The 19,906-nt window shown below is 45.4% G+C and carries 20 protein-coding genes; 7 read left to right on the top strand and 13 right to left on the bottom strand.

The window, feature by feature from the left end; all coding sequences use genetic code 11:
• Window positions 1-612 precede the first annotated feature (612 nt).
• The 8 genes from HQ43_RS05970 to HQ43_RS05935 form a co-directional block, all read right to left on the bottom strand.
• Window positions 613-981 carry a MarR family winged helix-turn-helix transcriptional regulator gene (locus HQ43_RS05970; protein WP_036791079.1) on the bottom strand — a complete coding sequence of 123 codons (369 nt, stop codon included), beginning with the start codon at window positions 979-981 and terminating at the stop codon, window positions 613-615.
• Between the two features lie 43 nt (window positions 982-1,024).
• Window positions 1,025-3,466, bottom strand: coding sequence for an FAD-dependent oxidoreductase (locus HQ43_RS05965; protein WP_036791077.1), 2,442 nt, complete (start codon window positions 3,464-3,466; stop codon window positions 1,025-1,027).
• 438 nt (window positions 3,467-3,904) lie between these two features.
• Complete coding sequence (gene dusB / locus HQ43_RS05960) at window positions 3,905-4,915, bottom strand: tRNA dihydrouridine synthase DusB (RefSeq protein ID WP_036791075.1); 1,011 nt, start codon at window positions 4,913-4,915, stop codon at window positions 3,905-3,907.
• Window positions 4,916-4,935: 20 nt separating this feature from the next.
• Window positions 4,936-6,606 carry a SulP family inorganic anion transporter gene (locus tag HQ43_RS05955; RefSeq protein WP_036791073.1) on the bottom strand — a complete coding sequence of 557 codons (1,671 nt, stop codon included), beginning with the start codon at window positions 6,604-6,606 and terminating at the stop codon, window positions 4,936-4,938.
• Window positions 6,607-6,623: 17 nt separating this feature from the next.
• On the bottom strand, window positions 6,624-7,058 hold the full coding sequence (dut, locus tag HQ43_RS05950; RefSeq protein WP_036792629.1) for a dUTP diphosphatase: 435 nt from the start codon (window positions 7,056-7,058) through the stop codon (window positions 6,624-6,626).
• A gap of 20 nt (window positions 7,059-7,078) precedes the next feature.
• Window positions 7,079-8,059 carry a thiamine-phosphate kinase gene (gene thiL / locus HQ43_RS05945; protein WP_036791070.1) on the bottom strand — a complete coding sequence of 327 codons (981 nt, stop codon included), beginning with the start codon at window positions 8,057-8,059 and terminating at the stop codon, window positions 7,079-7,081.
• A gap of 138 nt (window positions 8,060-8,197) precedes the next feature.
• Window positions 8,198-8,920, bottom strand: coding sequence for a DNA repair protein RecO (gene recO, locus HQ43_RS05940; RefSeq protein WP_036791066.1), 723 nt, complete (start codon window positions 8,918-8,920; stop codon window positions 8,198-8,200).
• 99 nt (window positions 8,921-9,019) lie between these two features.
• Window positions 9,020-10,474 carry an aminoacyl-histidine dipeptidase gene (locus tag HQ43_RS05935; protein WP_036791063.1) on the bottom strand — a complete coding sequence of 485 codons (1,455 nt, stop codon included), beginning with the start codon at window positions 10,472-10,474 and terminating at the stop codon, window positions 9,020-9,022.
• A 157-nt stretch (window positions 10,475-10,631) separates the two neighbouring features.
• On the opposite strand from HQ43_RS05935, the gene HQ43_RS05930 reads away from it, so the two are divergent.
• Both HQ43_RS05930 and HQ43_RS05925 read left to right on the top strand, forming a co-directional pair.
• Window positions 10,632-11,291: a thiamine diphosphokinase gene (locus tag HQ43_RS05930; RefSeq protein WP_052103110.1), complete on the top strand. Its 660-nt coding sequence runs from the start codon at window positions 10,632-10,634 to the stop codon at window positions 11,289-11,291.
• Between the two features lie 6 nt (window positions 11,292-11,297).
• Entirely contained in the window at window positions 11,298-11,957 is a 660-nt protein-coding gene (locus HQ43_RS05925; RefSeq protein WP_036791059.1) for a ribonuclease H1 domain-containing protein, read from the top strand.
• Window positions 11,958-12,083: 126 nt separating this feature from the next.
• Here HQ43_RS05925 and HQ43_RS05920 read toward each other — a convergent pair whose 3' ends face one another.
• From HQ43_RS05920 to recG, 4 genes are all read right to left on the bottom strand, one after another.
• Window positions 12,084-12,494, bottom strand: a complete 411-nt coding sequence (locus HQ43_RS05920; protein WP_036791056.1) for an HIT family protein — start codon at window positions 12,492-12,494, stop codon at window positions 12,084-12,086.
• Window positions 12,495-12,520: 26 nt separating this feature from the next.
• Window positions 12,521-12,910, bottom strand: coding sequence for a hypothetical protein (locus tag HQ43_RS05915; RefSeq protein WP_036791053.1), 390 nt, complete (start codon window positions 12,908-12,910; stop codon window positions 12,521-12,523).
• A gap of 63 nt (window positions 12,911-12,973) precedes the next feature.
• A complete protein-coding gene (locus tag HQ43_RS05910; protein WP_152565512.1) occupies window positions 12,974-13,351 on the bottom strand; it encodes a hypothetical protein in 378 nt (125 codons plus the stop codon).
• Window positions 13,352-13,708: 357 nt separating this feature from the next.
• Entirely contained in the window at window positions 13,709-15,814 is a 2,106-nt protein-coding gene (recG, locus tag HQ43_RS05905; protein ID WP_036791048.1) for an ATP-dependent DNA helicase RecG, read from the bottom strand.
• A 73-nt stretch (window positions 15,815-15,887) separates the two neighbouring features.
• On the opposite strand from recG, the gene HQ43_RS05900 reads away from it, so the two are divergent.
• From HQ43_RS05900 to HQ43_RS05880, 5 genes are all read left to right on the top strand, one after another.
• Entirely contained in the window at window positions 15,888-16,451 is a 564-nt protein-coding gene (locus tag HQ43_RS05900) for a DUF1599 domain-containing protein (RefSeq protein ID WP_036791045.1), read from the top strand.
• The gene (locus HQ43_RS05895; RefSeq protein WP_036791042.1) at window positions 16,448-17,776 is read left to right on the top strand and encodes a BT_3928 family protein; all 1,329 of its coding nucleotides are present in this window, start codon (window positions 16,448-16,450) and stop codon (window positions 17,774-17,776) included. The genes HQ43_RS05900 and HQ43_RS05895 overlap by 4 nt, the downstream gene beginning before the upstream one ends.
• Before the next feature lie 7 nt (window positions 17,777-17,783).
• A complete protein-coding gene (tpiA, locus tag HQ43_RS05890) occupies window positions 17,784-18,539 on the top strand; it encodes a triose-phosphate isomerase (RefSeq protein WP_036791039.1) in 756 nt (251 codons plus the stop codon).
• Between the two features lie 90 nt (window positions 18,540-18,629).
• Window positions 18,630-18,842, top strand: a complete 213-nt coding sequence (locus HQ43_RS05885) for a hypothetical protein (protein ID WP_036791036.1) — start codon at window positions 18,630-18,632, stop codon at window positions 18,840-18,842.
• Between the two features lie 129 nt (window positions 18,843-18,971).
• Complete coding sequence (locus HQ43_RS05880) at window positions 18,972-19,316, top strand: TM2 domain-containing protein (RefSeq protein WP_036791033.1); 345 nt, start codon at window positions 18,972-18,974, stop codon at window positions 19,314-19,316.
• 73 nt (window positions 19,317-19,389) lie between these two features.
• Here HQ43_RS05880 and HQ43_RS05875 read toward each other — a convergent pair whose 3' ends face one another.
• Complete coding sequence (locus HQ43_RS05875) at window positions 19,390-19,896, bottom strand: hypothetical protein (RefSeq protein WP_036791030.1); 507 nt, start codon at window positions 19,894-19,896, stop codon at window positions 19,390-19,392.
• Between the last annotated feature and the right edge of the window lie 10 nt (window positions 19,897-19,906).

Here is a 19,906-nt window from a genome sequence, read left to right as displayed (position 1 = left end):
GGCTCTTTTGCCCCCGATATACAAAAATGTACGACCCAACTCAATAGACTTGCAAAATAAAGAAAAAAATTAGTTATGACCAAATGAGCTGTTCCCTTTGTTCTCATATATTTACACACAAAACGACATCCTCTTCCCATATTCTTTCGGCTTAACGTGTTTAATTTTTCAATGAACACGTTTACCGATTTCATTAAACACGTTTACCGGATTCGATTAACGTGTTTAGCCAAAATCGCTAAAACACTAACCACCAGATTTTTACGTATTTTCATACTAAAATACACCTGAAAAATCAAATTTCTTTATTAGGAAACGTTTACAGGTCGGGGTGTTAAAATTCACACCGATTAACGCGAAAACAGCCCATCAAACGGACTGAAGAAAAAATTTTTCCGAATTCAAGATTTTTCATATCTATCTAAAAATCAATCCATTGAAAAGATCTCCTCTTTCCGGTTTCAAGAGAGAGACAAAAACCGGGAAGTTTTCAGCGCATCTTCTCCACGCTGTTTTTATATAAAAGCGACAGCGCACCACCCGGTGCAGAGAGAGATATTTTTGTATCTCTACACCCGAATGGTACGCTGTCTGTATGATTATTGTAGAAGTTTATACCTCAGCTCCCTCAAACAGAGGCTGTAACAGCTCCGGAATGGTAAGGTTCAAACTTCGGATTTCTGCCAGCTTCTGCTCGCCTTTACGAGTGAGAGAAAAGAAGACTTTACGCTTATCTTCTCGCCCCAATCGCCGTCCGATCCACCCTCTGTCTTCTACTGCCGAGAGGAGCTTGGACGTATGAGCCGGCAGGAGACCTATGCGAGCCGAGACTTCGGAAGCGGAAACCGGCTCCCCTGATATGACACAGAGTGCCATCGCTTGGTTCAGATCGCATTGGGCAGACTCCATAAGCTGCTGCTCCAAATCCCGAATAGAGATCATCAGTTCCCTCATCAGGCATATACATCTTACATTCTCCATAACGCTTTATTCTTGTAGAAGAAAAGATTCGGAAGCCTCAAAGTTAGATGAAAAGATTGATATTGGCATCGTCCGCACGGTTCATGTAAGTGGCTACACCGCCTATCGAAACCTCTTCGATAAGCTCTTTGCGATCCACTCCCATTACATCCATGGACATCTGACAAGCTATAAACTCCACGCCGTTCTCAAGAGCCTGAGCGCGCATACTCTCTAAAGAGTCCACGTGCCTCTTTTTCATCACAAAGCGCATCATCTTTGCTCCCAATCCTCCCATATTCATCTTGGAAAGACCAAGCCCTTTACTGTCTTTGGGCATCATGTATCCGAACATTCGTCCCCAAAAGTCTTTCGTAACCTTAGAGCGTGAACGGCGCTTTATGGCATTGAGTCCCCAGAACGTAAAGAAGATTGTAACCTTCTGCCCTGTGGCTGCTGCTCCGTTGGCAAGAACGAATGTCGCCAGAGCTTTATCCAGGCTGTCGCTGAACAGGATAAAGGTCTTGCCCTTTGCCGGAGAGGTACTCACGCATGTCCCCTCCGCCTTGCAAGCGGTCTTTTCTACCGTTACCACAAACTTTCCGCCCTTGGTCTCTTTTGCGATGAGGGTGTGCCCCGTGGTGTCGCACCATGCTTGGGCATCTCTCGAAAAGCCCGGATCGGTAGACTCTATAGCCAAACGCTCCCCGACATTTATCTTGTCTATCGACTGCTTCAACTTCAGTATCGGACCCGGACAGGCAAGTCCGCACGCATTCACCTGCATCACCGTGGCAGATGTATCCGCAGAGGCTTTCGGTTTGGAGAAATTATTCTCCGGTTTAGAGCTGTAGTCCGCCACTATTGTAGAGTACAGTCTGTATCCGCCAATCAGATTGTACACATCGGTAAAGCCGTTCTGCAACAGAATATTGGAGCTGAGGTAGCCTCTGAAACCTACCGTACAGTAGATATATACCGGTTTATCTTTCGGGATCTCTCTGTGTCGGAAGCGCATCTCTTCCAATGGGATATGCATCGAACCGGATATGTGCTCCACATCGTATGCTTCTCTCGGACGCACATCCACTATGGTTACCTTCTTCGGATCTGCTGCCTGCATCTCTCTCCAGTATAGCGGCTTCATCTTACCCGAAATGATATTCTCCGCCACATAGCCTGCGAGAGCCACGGGATCCTTTGCTGAAGAGAAAGGAGGAGCGTATGCCTGCTCGGTCTTCATCAGATCGTAGATGGTGCCTTCGTGCTTGATGATCTGCGCAATGGAGTCTATCCGCTTATCCACCCCCGAAACACCTACGCACTGAGCGCCGTAGAGACGGCCGGTTTCGGGATGAAATACGATCTTCAACGTCAATGGAAAAGCGTTCGGATAGTAGCCCGCATGGCTGTTGGGCTGAACAGTGGCTGTAAGATAAGGCAATCCCTCTCTCTTTGCAGCCTTTGCGGCAAGGCCGGTAGAAGCTACGGTGAGGTCGAAGACCTTGGCTATTGCCGTACCGATAGCTCCTTCATAAGTCTGCTTTTGCAGTCCGCTCATGTTGCCTGCCACTATACGCGCCTGTCTGTTGGCTGGTCCGGCAAGATAGTTGGTCCAGCTCTTTCCGGTGATCGGATGCCTGAACTCTATGGCGTCTCCTACGGCAAAAATATCAGGATCTGAGGTTTGGAGATAGTCATCTACCTTTATACCTCTCGCTTCGCCTATCTCTAAGCCGGCATCCTCAGCAAGTTTACTGTTTGGGCGTACCCCTATTGAAAGAAGGATAAGATCGGCATCGAGTGTCTCTCCCGAGTCGAGAGAAAGGCTCAGTGCACTGCCTTCGGCTGCTTGGCGAATGGCTGCAACCGCTTTTCCGAGATAGAGTCCCACACCTTTCTGATGCATGTGAGCATGAACGACAGAAGCCAAAGAGAAGTCTATCGGAGCCATTACTTGCGGTGCCATTTCTACGACACTCACTTCGATATGACGGGCATGAAGATTTTCTGCCATCTCCAATCCGATAAACCCACCGCCTACAACCACGGCTCTCTTCACCTTATGGCTGTCCAGGTAGTGCTTTATGGCGTCCATATCTTCCACGTTACGAAGCGTGAACACACCCGGACTATCTATGCCGGGAAGCGGTGGAACCACCGGAACGGCACCGGGTGAAAGCAAAAGTTTATCGTAGCTCTCCATGTAGGTAGTACCGTCTGCACGGCGCACTTCTACCTGCTTTCCGGCACGATCTATACGGAGCACCTCACTCTCTACACGGATATCCATGTGGAACATATCGGAGAAAGACTGCGGTGTTTGCAGGAACAACATATCTCTCTCTTCTATTACTCCGCCGATGTGATAAGGCAAACCACAGTTGGCATAAGAGATATACTTCCCTTTCTCAAAGAGCACGATCTCGGCGTGTTCATCCAATCTTCTAAGTCGGGCAGCAGCAGTAGCGCCTCCTGCAACCCCGCCTACTATTACGTATTTCATGATTTATATGGTATTGTATTCCTTTTACGTATTATTTTTTTGCAAAGATAGAAATATTTTCCACAGGAAATATATTTCGCATGAATAATATTTATTCCTAAAGCGTAAAAGACTTAAAAATAGAATTATAGGCATCTTCCTGTGCAATGTTCGGCTTTGGATAAAATGTTTAACCCGTCTATAAAACCGGTTGAATATTATCAAAACTTTCTCTAATGCTTTATAGTTTTAGAAATAGAAGCGTGAGTGGTAAACTTCGAGATTTGGTCTGTGGAAAACAAGCCTTGATGTGTAGAGATCAAGCCCTGATTTCAGAATCGGAACAGGTTAAACAGATTTTATGAACGTGGACAAAGAGAGTTTTTATCCCTTTCAAAACAAAAGCTCCCACCGGCAAATGCACCGGTGGGAGCTTCTTTGGAAAGACTATCGAGCTTTTTACTTCAAGTCCGGATTTACTACAACGGTGGAGAGATCAAATCTCAGCGGAATATTGTCCAGTATCTCGAACAGCTCATCCTTCGTAGCTGCTCTCAACATATCTATTCGGGTCTGCTTAAAATCCGGTATTCCCTTAAAAAGAGGCGTGGCTGCAAGATGCCTCCGAACGTGCAGGATGCCTCTGCGTTCGTCTGTCTTCCGGATGCTCTCCTCTATCTGGCGTTTGAGGATGTCTATATACCATGAGAAGTGGTGCGCCGGAGCTTCTTTGCCATCGAGCAAAGCACGCATCTCTTCAAAGCACCACGGTCTGCCTATACTCGCTCTGCCCACCATCACAGCATCTACTCCGGTCTCCCGAAAGCGTCTGAGAGCATCTTTACCGGAGACCACATCACCGTTGCCGATGATCGGAATGGAGATACGAGGATTTGCCTTCACTCGTGCAATGGGTTCCCAGTCCGCCTCACCGGTGTACATCTGACTCCTTGTACGCCCATGTATGGTAAGGGCAGCAGCACCGGCATCCTGAATTTGTTCTGCCAAATCCTCTATGATGATATTTTCCATATCCCAGCCGAGCCTTGTCTTCACGGTAACCGGAAGGGATACAGCCTTAACGACAGCCGCGGTAATCTCCAGCAAGAGAGGCGGATTCTTGAGCATTCCGGAGCCACAACCTTTTCCGGCAATCTTTTTCACGGGACAGCCGAAATTGATATCTATAATATCCGGTCTTGCTTCTTCGCATATCTTGGCAGCCTCCACCATGGTCTCCGTATCCCGTCCGTAAATCTGTATTGCCACGGGACGTTCGCTATCCTGTACCTGCATCTTGCTCACGGTACTCTTGATATCCCGTATCAGTGCATCTGCCGAGACAAACTCGGTATAGACCATAGCCGCACCGAAAGCCTTGCACATGTGGCGAAAAGAAGAGTCCGTAACATCTTCCATCGGTGCCAAAAGCAGAGGATATGCCCCTAAATCTATATTTCCTATCTTCATTCGCTTTTTCAGGAGAGAGCCTATCGCACTCTCTCTAATGCTTTGTGTATATTGTCGCAGACGTTCTCACGTCCCAGCTCGTCCAGCAGTCCGGACTGCTCCAACTCCTTGTACACTTCGGGCTGTATGCCGGAGAGGACAAGATGAATACCCTGTTTCTTATGAAAGTCCGCCATCATGCTAAGGTTGTGAAGCGCTGTACTATCTACAAAAGGCACTCTCCGCATCCGCACAATACGAGCCGTAGGTTTGTGATGCACCTGACGCATGGTTTCGTCGAAACTGTTTGCCATCCCAAAGAAGAATGGTCCTGCTATCTCGTAAACATCCACCCCGTCCGGAACATCCAACACCTCTTTGCGGTCTGTATCGGAATGGGAAAGAGCATCGAACTGTTTGTCGTGGCGAGTGATACCGGTTGCTTTCTGCAATCTTCGCATGAAAAGAAGTACGGCAAGCAGCATCCCTATCTCAATGGCTACCGTCAAGTCTATGAGAACAGTGAGGAAAAAGGTTACGAGAAGAACGACTATATCACTCTTCGGTCCCTTAAAAATAGCCAGACATGAACGCCATCCGCTCATGTTGTACGACACTATCACAAGCACTCCGGCAAGAGCAGCCAATGGGATGTAAGCAGTAAGAGGCCCGAGGAAAAGGAGAATGGCGAGCAACATGACAGCGTGTACGATGCCGGCAACGGGTGTTCGTCCGCCGTTGTTGATATTGGTCATCGTGCGTGCTATTGCGCCTGTTACGGGGATGCCACCGAAGAAAGGCACCACGACATTAGCGGCTCCTTGCGCTATCAACTCTACATTGGAGTTGTGCCGAGCACCGGTAACACCATCCGCCACAGAGGCTGAGAGCAGACTCTCGATGGCACCGAGCATGGCAATGGTAAAGGCTGAAGGGAGAAGCTTTTTCAGTGTAGCCACACTGAGATCCAGAGTCTGAAACTCCGGAAGACCCGATGTGAATGTAAAGTGATCGCCTATGGTAGCCGGAGCATTGGGCATTCCGAAAGAGGTAAGCGCATATCCTCCGAGAGTAAGCACGATGAGAGCCAAAAGCGATCCCGGTATCTGTCTGTGTATCTTGGGAGCATAGACAATGGTCAGCACCGCTAAGACAGTGAACAGAAGCGACCACGGATTCCAACTATCGAGATGAGCGAAGTAGGTCTGCCACTTTCCGATAAAATCTCCCGGTACACTCTCTATCTGCAATCCCAGTATATCTTTCACCTGAGTGGTGAAGATGGTTACCGCAATACCTGCCGTAAAGCCGAGAATAATGGGATAGGGGATGAAGCGGATCACCGTCCCCAAACGCAGAAAGCCCAGCAACATCAGCATTGCCCCCGCCATCACCGTAGCCACAGCAAGTCCGGCAATACCAAACTCCTGAATGATGCCAAAAACAATGACGATAAAAGCTCCCGTAGGACCGCCTATCTGTACGGTGGAACCACCAAGAGCGGAAACGATAAAACCTCCGAGAATGGCTGTGATAATACCTTCGGTCGGACTTACACCGCTTGCTATCCCGAAAGCAATGGCCAACGGCAGAGCCACGATGGCAACAATGATACCTGCTATAAGGTCTTTGAAAAATTTCTCTTTCGTGTATCCTTGAAGAGAGTAGTAAAGTTCCGGAAGTCCTATCCGTGCAATCTTCTCTTTAGACATGATTCTCCTTTTATTCGTTATACTTTACCTGTGTGTCCGAACCCTCCTGCTCCTCTCTCCGAGTCGGTCAGGCTTTCCACTTCGTCCCACTCCACTCTCGTGTAAGGGGCTACAACCATCTGGCAGATTCGCTCTCCCGGTTGAAGCGTGTATGCTCCTTGAGAGAGGTTGATGAGAATGATGCCGATCTCTCCACGATAATCCGCATCTATCGTGCCCGGTGTATTGACAAGTGAAATGCCATGCTTGAGAGCCAAACCGCTTCGGGGTCTCATCTGAGCCTCGTATCCGCGCGGAAGTTCTATAAACAGCCCGGTGGGGATAAGCCTTCTTTCCAAAGGTTGAAGCGTAAGAGGCTCTTCTATGTTTGCTCTCACGTCCATCCCTGCCGAGTCCGGTGTCCCATATTCGGGGAGTTCGTTCAAGGTCTTGCGCACAATGCGCACACGCACTTTATCCATGTTGTTGTCTGTTATTCCTGTTCTTTCAGCTCCACTTCCCTTCCATCCTGGGTTATCAGAAGTGCCGGAGTGCCCGGCTCCGTAACGTAACCTACAATGGCAATGCCTTCCATCTGCTCTATCACATCCTTAAAACCCAACGGGACAGTAAAGAGCAGTTCATAATCTTCACCGCCATAAAGAGCAGCAGAAAAGACATTGATGCCGATCTCTTCCGCCATGGAAGCGGTCTCATAATCTATCGGAAGACGCTCCTCGTAGAGCTTCATTCCCACGCCGGACGCTTGGGAAAGGGCAAGCAAATCTCTTGCGATGCCCTTTGTAACATCTATCATGGAGGTGGGTTTCACGCCTGCAAGAGAGAGCATATCCATAATATCGAAGCGAGGTTGAGGTGTAAGCTGACGCTCCAACAGGTAGGTGCGATCTCCAAGATCGTGTTTGTAGTCGCTACTGCCATCGTAAGCCTCCTGCTCTCGTTCCAATGCTTTGAGTCCCATATAGGCTGCACCAAGATTGCCGGATACGCAAATGAGATCGTTGGGGGCTGCTCCTTTTCTGCAAACAACAGTGTCGGGGTCTGCACTTCCAATGGCTGTAACGGCAATGGTAAAGCCTGCCACGGATGGCGCAGTGTCTCCACCGAGGAGCTTTACACCAAAACGCTCTGTTGCAATCCGGATACCTTTATAGAGTGTCTCCAAATCTTCCACCTCCCACTGTGCCGTAACACCGATGGCAACGGATATATAAGCCGGAGTGGCATTCATCGCAGCAAGATTGGAAAGGGTGGTCGCCACCGCTTTATAGCCCAAGTGATGGACGGGCATATAGCGAAGATCGAAATGAACCCCCTCCAACATAAGATGCGTGGCGGTAACGCCCATACCTTTAAGGTCGAAGAGTGCAGCATCGTCCCGGTTGTCAAAGCCTTCAAATGATGCTGTAAGTCTGTCTATAAGAGCATTAGCTCCTATTTCTGATATTTGCATGGTGTAGAGATTGAATTTTTATTCTTTGGCGGAAGCCGAAAGAAAGCTCCGACTTTTCTCTGCAAAATTAGCCAATTAGATAGTATTGAGCAATTTTCTTGTCGGAAGAGGTTAGGAGAGAAGTTGCTTGAGAAAAGATTAAGAGAAGGTCTCTTTGAGGACAGGCAGGGACTTAAGATCCCCTATGCTATGGAGATGAATATCATAGTAAGAGAGCAAAAGATCGAGCAGTCTGCCTCTATCTTCCCGGGTCATCGCAAAGGCAGAAGGAAGAGGATGCTGTTGTAGCTCATGCAGTAACCGAGAAGTGTTGCGTTCCGGTTCGGATGCAGAGAAAGATGACACATAGCAGCCCTCTTCTCTGTGCAGGAGATAACCGGGGCGGTAGCCTGTATGGTCGGGAGCGATACCGAAATCATCCAACAGCTTGACCATAAGATGAAGATGAAGCGAAGCAAGTACGACATCGGGTTCTTTATCCAGTGCGTCTATCGCAGACAGTATTGTACGGAACAGTGCTCCCTGCTCTTCTCCCTGCATGGGTGCTAAAAGACGGTGAAGAAACTCTGTCAGAAAAATAGCAACTCCGTTAGCCACCAACGAGCGTGATGGTGCCGAAGGAATGAGAAGGTGTTGCAACTCTCCCACAAGGTGAATCTGTCTTAATGGTTTGTGGTCATATACCAACTCTACCACTGAAAGCGGGACATACAGCGAACGAAAAGCACTGCCTTTCTTGCCTGCCACACGAGGAATCTGAAATGATACCGATCCGAGATTTTCCGTGAAGAGGTGTGCAATGGACTTTGTGTCCGAGTACTTTACCGTGGTAAGCGATATGGCACGAGTGTGTATCTTCATGTTGATTCCGAAAAGAGAGTCCGAACAATAGAGGCGAACCGAAATGACAATGTCTTTTTCGGTTCGCCTCTATCTATTTTTGGTCTGACCTGTTCAGAGTTAAAGTGCTTTGAGAGCTTCTACAAGATAGTTATAGACTCTTTCCACACTTGGGATATTTACTTTCTCATCCGGTGAGTGAGGATGACGGATTTCAGGACCAAAGGAGATCATGTCCATATCCGGCATGACTCCCTGAAGGATACCGCACTCCAAACCTGCGTGCATCACCTTTACTCCCGGAGCTTCTCCAAACATCTTGGTGTAGGTATCTCTCATGACATCCATCACGTAAGACTCCGCATTGGGCTGCCATCCGGAATAGCTTGCGCTCATCTCCACTTTTGCCCCGATAAGAGCGAAAGCACTTTCGATAGAGGATGCCACCATCATCTTGCGGCTATCCGAAGAGCTTCTGGTAAGAAACTTCACATCCAACTCTCCATTACCAAGTCTGAGATAGGCAAGATTGGATGAACTTTCCACTGTATCGGGGAAGTCGTGTAACATGGTTACAACTCCATTCTGCACTGCCTCTACGGCATGGATAACATTGTCCTGTATCTCTCTCGGTACTATCTGTTTGGGAAGTTCGCACTTGTGTGCTTCCAACCTTACTTCGTTCTCTATTCCGTGATACTCCCTATTATAAAGGTCTCGATAGTCCGACACAGCTTCCCATAGCATATCTGCATCTTCCTCCGGAAGAGTTACGATAGCACGACACTCACGAGGAATGGCATTTCTGAGGGAGCCTCCTTCTACAAAAGAGACACATACACCAAGATCTTCCACTATCTTCTTGAGAAAGCGGAACATCAGCTTGTTGGCGTTTGCTCTACCCAAATGGATATCTACTCCGGAGTGTCCGCCTTTAAGACCATTCAGAATAATCTCCACAGCGATATCGCCTTCCGGAACAGGCTGATTGTCTTCGTAGCTGAGAGTAGCTCCGACATCTATGCCTCCGGCACATCCAATATAAAGATTGCCTTCTTCCTCAGAGTCGAGATTCAAAAGAATATCTCCTTTGCTGAATCCGGGTTGTAGCCCGAAAGCACCAACCATTCCGACCTCTTCATCAATTGTAAAGAGAGCTTCCAACGGGCCATGCACGAGACTCTTATCTGCCATAACGGCTAAAGCATAAGCGACCCCGATACCGTTATCCGCACCAAGAGTAGTTCCTTTTGCCTTTACCCATTCGCCATCGACATAAGCATCAATAGGATCTTTGCTGAAATCGTGAGGAGTACCACTATTTTTCTGTGGAACCATATCTACGTGAGATTGCAGCGTTACCACTTTTCTCGATTCATATCCGGGAGATGCCGGCTTACGCATGATGACATTGCCTACTGCATCTTGTTGTACTTCCACCCCAATCTCCTTACCTATCCGAAGAAGATAGTCGCAGACTTCCTTTACCTGACCGGTAGGACGAGGAATTTGTGTAAGGTCGTAGAAATAAGACCAAACAGACTGTGGTTTCAGATTTTTAATCTCTTGTGCCATAAATATGAGGTTAATGGTTTTAAGTATGAGCGTTAATTGTGGATAAAAAAGAGTGTAAAAACCCTGTTATCCGAACGTTTCAAAGATAGAAAATATATTTTGACATTCCTAAATTTTTATAGGAAATGGCTACCTTTGAGACCTAATATTTTGAAGCATGAACCTTATAGATACCTCTTTATCTGCTTTATCTCCTTCTGCAATAATTCTGGCACAAGGAGAGTATCCTGAATCTCCGGCAGTGAGACAGTTTCTCTATGACTCTCCCAACCTGATCATCTGCGATGGAGCTTCAAAACACCTACTTACAGACACGGCTCTTGATCCTAAACTCATCGTTGGGGATGGAGACTCGATTCCTGCCGAAATAATGAGGAAGTATGGAGAACTATTTGTCCAAATAGCCGATCAAGAGACCAATGACCTTACCAAAGCAGTAATCTGCTGTAAAGAAAGAGGATGGAGTGAGGTGATGATAGTTGGAGCGACCGGATTGAGAGAGGATCACACTATCGCCAATATCTTTCTTTTAGAGGAGTACAGACGTATGGGAATGAATGTCTGTATGGTGAGTGATTATGGTTCTTTCTTTCCCGTTGTAGGAAATATCACTTTCAGAGTAAGACCTAAGCAGCAGATTTCACTATTTCCCATTACCGAAAAGCCTTTCTCCACAAAAGGTCTTCTATATGAGATAGAAGAACAAGGATTTTCTGCTCTCTGGCAAGCATCTCTCAATGAATCCGTTGGTGAAGAGTTTGTTATCCGCTCTTCTCATCCTGTCATAGTCTATGTTGCCAATGAGGTAAAAGATTGATTCGGGATGAAACAAAAAAGCAAGAAGACTTACATAGTCTGGAGTGGCAGGACTCCGGGGATTTATCTTTCGTGGAACGACTGCAAAAAAGAGGTAATCGGGGTAGATGGTGCGAAGTACAAATCTTTTGAGGATATAAGCGAGCAGGAAGCAGAGGCTATATTGGAAGCAGGGGCGAGTGCATACCTTTCTACGAAACGATCCTCAACAGAAAGAAAAACAAACAGCATCTCACAAGAAAGGACAAAAGAGCAGGAGGTGGAGTGGCAAAGTATTGCCGTAGATGCGGCATGCTCCGGAAGTCCCGGCAAAATGGAGTACAGAGGAGTATGGACATCTACCGGAGAGTCTGTTTTTTCAAGTAAAGTCTATCCTTGTGGTACAAATAATATAGGAGAGTTTCTTGCCATTGTGCATGCTTTGGCATGGATGGAGCAGCAGGGACATAACTTCACAATATACTCTGACAGCAGAACTGCGATGGTGTGGATTCGCAAAAAAGAGTGCGGGTCCAAGCTTGCAAAAAACAGTAAAACAGAGCTACTCTGGAGCCATATCCGAAGAGCCGAAGAGTGGTTACGAACCCACGACCTGTCCAAGTATAAAATATTGAAATGGGAGACGGATCGCTGGGGTGAGATCCCGGCAGATTATGGCAGGAAATAGTGCTGCAACTATCCCTTTCAGAGAAAAAAGAAGGCATTGAGATCATCCCCTAATCCCAATGCCTTTTATAATCCTTTGCGGATCTTCAATAATGAAGGCCTTCTTCGTAAAAAGTAGAACAATACATCATCTATTGTCTCGCTCGTACACGGATCGAATCTTTCGAGCTGTCTCAGCTAATTCGTCCGATGTAGGAGGAGTCTTAGCCCTATTCTCAGGGCGAAAATCTCCTTCTGAACGTATAGGACCAAGATGAATATGCGCATGTGGCACTTCGAGTCCCATAACAGCCAATGCCATCCGAGGACATCCTGTTACTTCTTCTATTGCTTTTGCCACTCTTTTAGCAAAGCATATAAGTCCCGATAGCTCTTCATCCGTCAGGTCAAAAATGTAATCCACTTCTCTTTTTGGAATCACTAACGTATGGGCTTCTACAAAAGGAGCTATGTCCAAGAAAGCAAAATAATGCTCTGTCTCGGCTACTTTATGGCAAGGAATTTCTCCGTTGATTATTTTGGTAAAAATAGATGACATATATATATGTACATGTTTAACTGAATTTATTCTTGTGATTTTATTCTGTCTCGAAACACAAGTCCTATACTTTTGACGCTTTTTGGAGTATCCAAATAGGGAGAGCGAGCTCTTTCTATCCGAATCTGAATAACATCTTCAAGGCTTCTGTATTCGATAACATCGGATTCTATATCGGGTTTGTAAGAGATCATGTTGCCTCTGAGTCCGAATCGCCTTGCTTCCATTCCCATAGGTCCTTTGTCCGAGAAGTGAAAGAAGTCTATCTGATGTCTTCTGGAAATTTCAAAGATTTGATCTGCGATAAGTTCTCCGGGTGTGAGAGGAGGATCTTGAGTATTTCCAAAGTTGGCACAACCGGTTGTAAAAGCAACAATGGCAACAAAAGTTGCGATAATGGAAAATATCTTTTTCATGACTACTTTCTGTTTTTATTAGATGGATTACAAAATGTTCAAACACTGCAAGAAGGCACTCTATCACTTATGATCGTCATATAGGAGACCTATGCTCCAGACACTTCTTGCATCATCCGGATAGGAAGAGTGTGCCAGCTCGATACGGAGTCCCTTCACGCCTTCAAGGCTGACATAAATCTGCTCATTCTCCCCGTTGTAAGGTTTATAGACCAGCATATTTCTATTGACCGTAAACCTGTGTGCTCTCTGTTCGTGATCAGGTAAATCTGCAAAATGGAAATAGCGGATGTTCTTGGTCTTTACAATCATCTGTATCTGCCGACCTACCAATTCTCCCTGCGTTAAAGACCGCTGTGAGTCGATGTCTCCAAAATTGACGCAGCCGGCAGCAAGTGTAGCCAACAGGAGAAACACAAAAGATGTTAGTAATTTTTTCATGATCATTTATTCTTTAAAGGTTTATAACGTGTTCACGCTGTGTGTCTTCCTCTCAAAGGTAAAGCATTTCTTCTAAAAATCAAAATTCACAAAGGCTTCAAGCCCGGCTTCCTCCCCCTTCCTTTATTTCAGAGTATAAACAAAAGAAAAAATTATCTCCGGACAAAACGACAAATACCTTTAGTGCTTTTACCCAAAACCTTTAGTGCTTCTCCAAAAAAGATTAGGTACTTTTTCCAAAAAGATTAGGTACTTTCCCAAAAAGATTAGGTACTTTTTTTCGAAACTCTTCTAACGATAATTGACAATGCAAGAAACGGCAATCAACCTCTCAAGAGAAGAGAAATAGAAATGAGACTAACTGATCTGCCCCCAGTCTCTGTTTTTCTCCATGTATTCGGAGAGTGTTTTATGCAACGGTGCATTGAGAGGATCAGCCGTCAGCGTCGGATCTTTACTCAAGATTTCATCTATCAGATTGGAGACGAACTGTACAATCCGTCCATCCTTTGCCAGATTTGCCATTTTGAGCACTCCACCCACACCACTCTGCTGCGTCCCTTCCAAATCTCCTTGCCCGCGAAGCTTGAGATCCTGCTCTGCGATAAAGAATCCATCGGTACTCTCCGTCATGATTTCCATACGCCTTTTTCCATTATCGGAAAGCTTGTAGTCCGTCATCAATATACAGTAGCTCTTTGCAGCTCCTCTGCCCACTCGTCCTCGTAGCTGATGAAGCTGGGAAAGTCCGAAGCGATTGGCATCTTCTATCAACATGATTGTGGCATTCGGGACATTCACTCCCACTTCTATTACGGTCGTGGAGACCAATATTTTGTCTTGGGCAGAAACAAATCTTTTCATCGCCTCCTCTTTATCTTTGGACTTCATCTTGCCGTGCACGAAGCCAATGGGGATATTCGGGAAGCGGCTCTTGAGCTCTTCATAACCGGTCTGAAGGTTCTTCATGTCTGTTTTCTCGCTCTCCTCAATAAGGGGAAAGACCACGTATGCCTGCCTGCCATTGTCAATCTCTTGTTCCATGAAGCGATACACTTCCGATTTGTGAGCAGGGTAGCGATGTGTTGTTTCTATGGGAGTCCGTCCGGGAGGAAGCTCATCAATGACCGAAACGTCAAGATCTCCATAAAGAGTCATTGCCAGAGTTCGAGGTATGGGCGTGGCACTCATGATGAGAACATGCGGAGGAATAATACGATTCTTGTCCCACAACTTGGAACGATGCTCCACGCCAAAACGGTGTTGCTCATCAATGACAGCCAAACCGAGCCGGTTCATCTGCACGTTCTCCTCTATGAGTGCGTGGGTTCCTATAATAATATGTACACTCCCATCTCGAAGACCTTGATGGATCTTTTCTCTTTCCTTCTTTCGAGTGGAACCGGTAAGCAAAGCCACATTGATAGAAAGATCTCCCAAGAGAGAACGTATCGTTGCGGCGTGTTGGATTGCCAAAATCTCTGTCGGCGCCATCAGGCAAGATTGGTAACCATTATCTGCTGCAATAAGCATGGAAAGAAGAGCCACCATAGTCTTTCCGCTTCCGACATCTCCTTGTAAAAGCCTGTTCATCTGGCTTCCGCTCCTCATATCGTTATATATCTCCCGTATAACCCTCTCTTGTGCTCTGGTCAAAGGAAAAGGAAGCTTTTCATTGAAAAATTGATTAAAAAAGTGTCCCACTCCATGTATCGGAAGACCTGCCTCTTCGGTATGACGTTTCTCTGCAATGTAACGCATTCTAAGCCGTATCCAAAAGATCTCTTCTGCTTTGAGTCGCATTATTGCGCGCCGAAGTCTGTCTTCATCAGTGGGAAAATGTACGGCTTCCAATGCTTCCCAACGAGAAAGCATATTATAACCTTTCGTGATATAATCCGGCAAAGTATCAGGTAAATGATTGGTACGCACAATATCTATAAGCCTTGAGATCGCATCCCTAAGAACCTTAATGCTTATCCCGACCTTCTTCATCTTCTCCGTAACGGAGTAAACAGGGAAAAGAGTTCCCGCCTTGAAGCGTTGCGAAATAGCGTCATCCAGTTCCGGGTGCACAATACTCCAACCTAAGCCAAAACGGGATGGCTTACCAAATATAATATACTCAACATTCGGCTTTATCTGTTTCTGGATAAACTTTATGCTGTTGAACCAAATGAGTTCAACCTCTCCCGATGAGTCTAAAAATCTTGCAACAAGCCTCTTCTTTCTTCCCTCTCCTTCTATGTGTGGGTCAATGATGCTTCCTTTGAGTTGGACATAAGGCATCTCTTCACGAATCTCTCCGGTAGAGTAAATGTGTGTCCTGTCTATATGACGGTAAGGATAGTACTCCAAAAGATCTCCAAACGTAGCAATTCCGAGCTCACTACGGAGAGTAGAAGCACGAACATCCCCCATTCCGGGAAGATACATAATAGAGGTTTGAAGTAGGTTTTCCATCTTGTACAAAGATAGTGAAAGTAGATATTTTATTATCTTTGTGCCTGTAACATAATACGTTTGTTTACCTCTTATGACTGCAGCTAATACCTCTGACCAGTACGATGAAATAGTGCGTCAGTGTCGTAGGATTTTTGAACTTAAACTATCTGACTACGGAGCTTCTTGGAGCATCATGCGTCCCACTGCTATTACGGACCAAATGTTCATCAAGCTCAATAGGATAAGAACAATAGAAGAAACGGGGACTAATCTTGTCAACGAAAGCTCTACCGGAGAGTTGATTGCTCTCGTAAACTATGGAGCCATTGGCCTCATTCTTTTAGAGCATGGCGTACGTGCCACTCCTGAAGAAGTCTCATCAGATCAGGCTCTCGAATGGTACGATGATTATCTGGGCAAAGCAAAGTCCTTGATGCAGAAAAAGAATCATGACTATGGTGAAGCATGGCGCAATATGCGCTTAAGCTCATTGACAGATTTGATGCTCACAAAAATTTTCAGAACCAAGCAGTTAGAAGATCATCCAGGGGTAGCCAAAATATCGGAAGGCATAGATGCCAACTATTATGACATTATCAACTATTCGATCTTTGCGCTCATCCGTATCATCTTAGAGGGAGAAGAACAGAAATGAGCCAACCCATAGATACCTTGGACAGGTATCGTAATCCTATACCTACTTTTGCTATACGAATCGCTCGCCTTGTGGTCGGAGTCTTGTTCCTTCTTTCAGGATTGATGAAAGGGATAGACCCACTGGGGACAGCATATAAAATAGAAGAGTATGGTAGTGCCTTTGGGATTCCGGTAGATGAAACGCTTTCTCTTATCGGCAGCATAGCTCTTTCCACGACAGAATTTACCATTGGAGCATGCCTGCTCACCGGGACATTTCTTTTTTTTACAGCATGGATAACGCTCATGCTGATGACTCTCTTTTCCCTCTTTGCCGCTTATATCAGCATAGCCAATCCGATAACCGATTGTGGATGCTTTGGAGATGTCATTCATGTACCCAACTCGGCAACTCTGGCAAAGAATCTTATCCTTCTCTTCCTTTCTGTCCTTATCTTTCTCGGAAGAGATCGCCCTCGTGTGCTAAGAGTAAAAAATTCTGATGTTATCAACCTCGTCTTATTTATTCTCTTCTTTCTCTCCTTTGCCGATACCAACTATCGCAAACTGCCGGCATTGGACTTCAGACCCTATAAGGTAGGCAAGTCTCTCGCGAAACTGAAAGGATACGAAGCAGACTCGACCCTCAAGCAAGCGGAATACGACTACAAGTTTGTGTACAAAAAAGGAGAGGTTGAGATGACGTTCAACATTGATGAAATAGAACATCTCGATTCTACGTGGACCTATGTTCGAGATGCATCGAAACTAATATCTGCGGGAGACATTGCCCCGGCAACAGATTTTATGGTCATCAATAGAGATGGAGTAGAAATCACTCCCGATGTTCTCTCTCCGGATAACAAGGTAATGCTTCTGATAACTCCCGATATTAGAAAGATGCAGTTAAAGGAGACCTCTCTGCTAAACTCTCTAAACCGTATAGCCAGAGAGCAGGGAGGAAGTTTAATGCTCCTTATGAGTAATGATATGGAGTCCGGTGAGATAAAAAATATCATCAGCAACTTGAATCCGGAATACTCTATTGCCTACCTTGATGAGACTACAGCTAAGACAGTAATACGATCCAATCCCGGATTGGTTGTTTTGGATGGCAGCATCATTCGTCGCAAGGTAAGCTTTTCAGACCTCTATGATCTTATAGAGGATGAAGAGTTTTCAGAACATCCATTCGATCCTCTCCCAAAGAGTTACGCATGGAAAGAGTTCTTATTAACGTGGTGGAGAAGCATCATTACCTTTGTGATATTTCTCATTCTTCTCTTTGTGGATATAAAGAAAAGAGATAAAGAGAAGAAAGCCATATTACAACAAAAACAATAATTTAGATATGAGAAAAAACATTGTGGCAGGAAACTGGAAAATGAATACCAGCCTGCAAGAAGGTGTTAAGTTGGCAGAAGATGTAAAAAAGGCAATAGAAGGAAAAGACCTCAAGTGTGAGGTAATTCTTGGCGTTCCCTTTACACATTTGGCTTCTGTGGTTGAGGTGGTAAAAGGATCTGCAATAAAGGTCGCAGCAGAAAATTGTGCCGACCATACCTCCGGAGCTTACACTGGAGAAGTTTCTGTAGAAATGATTGCAAGTACCGGAGCAAGCCATGTTATCATTGGACACTCCGAGCGTCGCAGCTATTACCATGAAACAGAAGAGATCCTGAAGACAAAGGTCGATTTGGCACTTGCACAAGGTCTTACTCCAATCTTCTGCATTGGCGAAGTATTGGAAGAAAGAGAAGCCAACCGCCATTTTGAAGTCGTAGAAAAGCAAATTGTAGAAAGCCTTTTCCACCTTTGTGAAAAAGAGTTCGGTAAGATCGTTCTTGCTTACGAACCGGTTTGGGCTATCGGTACAGGTAAGACGGCTACAAGTGATCAGGCACAAGAGATACATGCCCATATTCGCAGCATTGTTGCTAAGAAGTATGGAGAAAGTGTAGCCAACGATCTCACCATTCTTTATGGCGGTAGCTGCAATGGAGGCAATGCTCCGGAGCTGTTTGCCAAGCCGGATGTTGACGGAGGTCTTATCGGAGGAGCTTCTCTCTCTGCCGAAAAGTTCCTTCCTATTATATTGGCATTCTAACACACTACAAATAGGAGTTCTGATAAGAGAGGTTTTCTCAGGCAGAACTCCTATTTTATATAATATCACACAATCCAACTTTTATCCATTATGAAAAAAAGCAGAACTCGCTACGCACTCTATCGCGCTATACAGTATCCCTTAACTGTCTTGGGAGCGATTCTATTCACATTCATCTTTTCCGGAAGATTTATAGAACAGCTTAAAGAATCCTATATTTCTATTATCATCTGGACATTCGCTCTTTATCTGCTCAGCTTTATCTTCTTTTGGGTCGAGTACGGTATGTCTAAAAACAAATAAATGGAGTTGCCCCGATTTCTTCCCAAAGAGCATCAAAAAGTTTGCCCAAACATTAAAAAAATATTGCTACATTTGACACAAGGTGCAAGAAGGGCATCCGGAAGACTTTAAACATAAATACATACAAGAATGGATCAGCAAAGATTAGACTACTACATTTTAAGCATCTCTAAGTACATTGAGCCTTATGCTTTGAATGAACTTCGTGAACACCTATCATCAAGAGACGACTCTGTCCTATCTCGCCTGCAAGGAATTGAGCTCAGAGACCCGATGATTATGCTTGTAATCTCCATTTTGGGAGGCACTTTGGGTATCGACCGTTTTATGTTGGGACAAGTTGGTCTTGGAGTCCTCAAGCTCTTAACAGGTGGAGGTTGCGGTATCTGGACTATTATCGACTGGTTCCTTGTCTCTCAAAATACCAAGGAATATAATATGGCAAAAATTAGAGAAGCTCTTATGTACGCTTAGTCTTTTGAAGAGAAAAAGAAAAACCTCGGTTTGCTGTTGCGAACCGAGGTTTTTTCTTTGTGATAATCTTCTATTATAATCTTAGAGAAACTCCAATGTTACCATAGCTTACACCATATCCAAGCTCCAAGAAAGCACCAAACATCGGTGTAAAGAAGTACCTTGTACCGACATTGAAGCCGTAGTCAAAGGCATTTCTGTGTTTTGTTTCATTGGCTTCTGTTTTTATACTTTGGAATCTTACTCCGGCATATCCTGCAACATAGGTATCCAACTTCGGGATGAAGCTGTAGTGAAGAGAGATACGAGGAGCAGCAAGAATACTTGTTGTGTAGGAGTTTCCGGCAATGGCAACTATACCTCCCATACCAAGGGCGCTTCTACTGTCCCAAACATAGTCCGATATACTATATGCAAATGATGCGGAAAGAGGAGGAAGTGTAGAATAGGCATTATTTAATCCCACCCCCAAGTTCCAAATACCTGTTCCTTTCTTGAATGAAGTCTCTTGTGCATTAGACTCAAGAGCAAAAGGTAGCAACAAAAAACAAGCTGCAATGGTTAAGAATAATCTTTTCATGATACTGATT

Source organism: Porphyromonas canoris (assembly GCF_000769115.1).
GTDB classification, from domain to species: domain Bacteria; phylum Bacteroidota; class Bacteroidia; order Bacteroidales; family Porphyromonadaceae; genus Porphyromonas_A; species Porphyromonas_A canoris.
The sequence above is the reverse complement of the archived record's forward strand: the minus strand, read 5'-3'. Positions and strand labels throughout refer to the sequence as shown.

Bases quoted from the DNA above. Each gene is read 5' to 3' on its own strand.
- HQ43_RS05895 (WP_036791042.1), top strand. From the start codon at position 16,448: ATGAGCCAACCCATAGATACCTTGGACAGGTATCGTAATCCTATACCT.
- HQ43_RS05935 (WP_036791063.1), bottom strand. From the start codon at position 10,474: ATGGCACAAGAGATTAAAAATCTGAAACCACAGTCTGTTTGGTCTTAT.
- tpiA (WP_036791039.1), top strand. From the start codon at position 17,784: ATGAGAAAAAACATTGTGGCAGGAAACTGGAAAATGAATACCAGCCTG.
- HQ43_RS05955 (WP_036791073.1), bottom strand. From the start codon at position 6,606: ATGTCTAAAGAGAAGATTGCACGGATAGGACTTCCGGAACTTTACTAC.
- HQ43_RS05965 (WP_036791077.1), bottom strand. From the start codon at position 3,466: ATGAAATACGTAATAGTAGGCGGGGTTGCAGGAGGCGCTACTGCTGCT.
- HQ43_RS05970 (WP_036791079.1), bottom strand. From the start codon at position 981: ATGGAGAATGTAAGATGTATATGCCTGATGAGGGAACTGATGATCTCT.
- HQ43_RS05910 (WP_152565512.1), bottom strand. From the start codon at position 13,351: ATGAAAAAATTACTAACATCTTTTGTGTTTCTCCTGTTGGCTACACTT.
- HQ43_RS05885 (WP_036791036.1), top strand. From the start codon at position 18,630: ATGAAAAAAAGCAGAACTCGCTACGCACTCTATCGCGCTATACAGTAT.
- HQ43_RS05880 (WP_036791033.1), top strand. From the start codon at position 18,972: ATGGATCAGCAAAGATTAGACTACTACATTTTAAGCATCTCTAAGTAC.
- HQ43_RS05875 (WP_036791030.1), bottom strand. From the start codon at position 19,896: ATGAAAAGATTATTCTTAACCATTGCAGCTTGTTTTTTGTTGCTACCT.
- recO (WP_036791066.1), bottom strand. From the start codon at position 8,920: ATGAAGATACACACTCGTGCCATATCGCTTACCACGGTAAAGTACTCG.
- dusB (WP_036791075.1), bottom strand. From the start codon at position 4,915: ATGAAGATAGGAAATATAGATTTAGGGGCATATCCTCTGCTTTTGGCA.
- HQ43_RS05915 (WP_036791053.1), bottom strand. From the start codon at position 12,910: ATGAAAAAGATATTTTCCATTATCGCAACTTTTGTTGCCATTGTTGCT.
- thiL (WP_036791070.1), bottom strand. From the start codon at position 8,059: ATGCAAATATCAGAAATAGGAGCTAATGCTCTTATAGACAGACTTACA.
- HQ43_RS05925 (WP_036791059.1), top strand. From the start codon at position 11,298: ATGAAACAAAAAAGCAAGAAGACTTACATAGTCTGGAGTGGCAGGACT.
- HQ43_RS05900 (WP_036791045.1), top strand. From the start codon at position 15,888: ATGACTGCAGCTAATACCTCTGACCAGTACGATGAAATAGTGCGTCAG.
- HQ43_RS05920 (WP_036791056.1), bottom strand. From the start codon at position 12,494: ATGTCATCTATTTTTACCAAAATAATCAACGGAGAAATTCCTTGCCAT.
- recG (WP_036791048.1), bottom strand. From the start codon at position 15,814: ATGGAAAACCTACTTCAAACCTCTATTATGTATCTTCCCGGAATGGGG.
- HQ43_RS05930 (WP_052103110.1), top strand. From the start codon at position 10,632: ATGAACCTTATAGATACCTCTTTATCTGCTTTATCTCCTTCTGCAATA.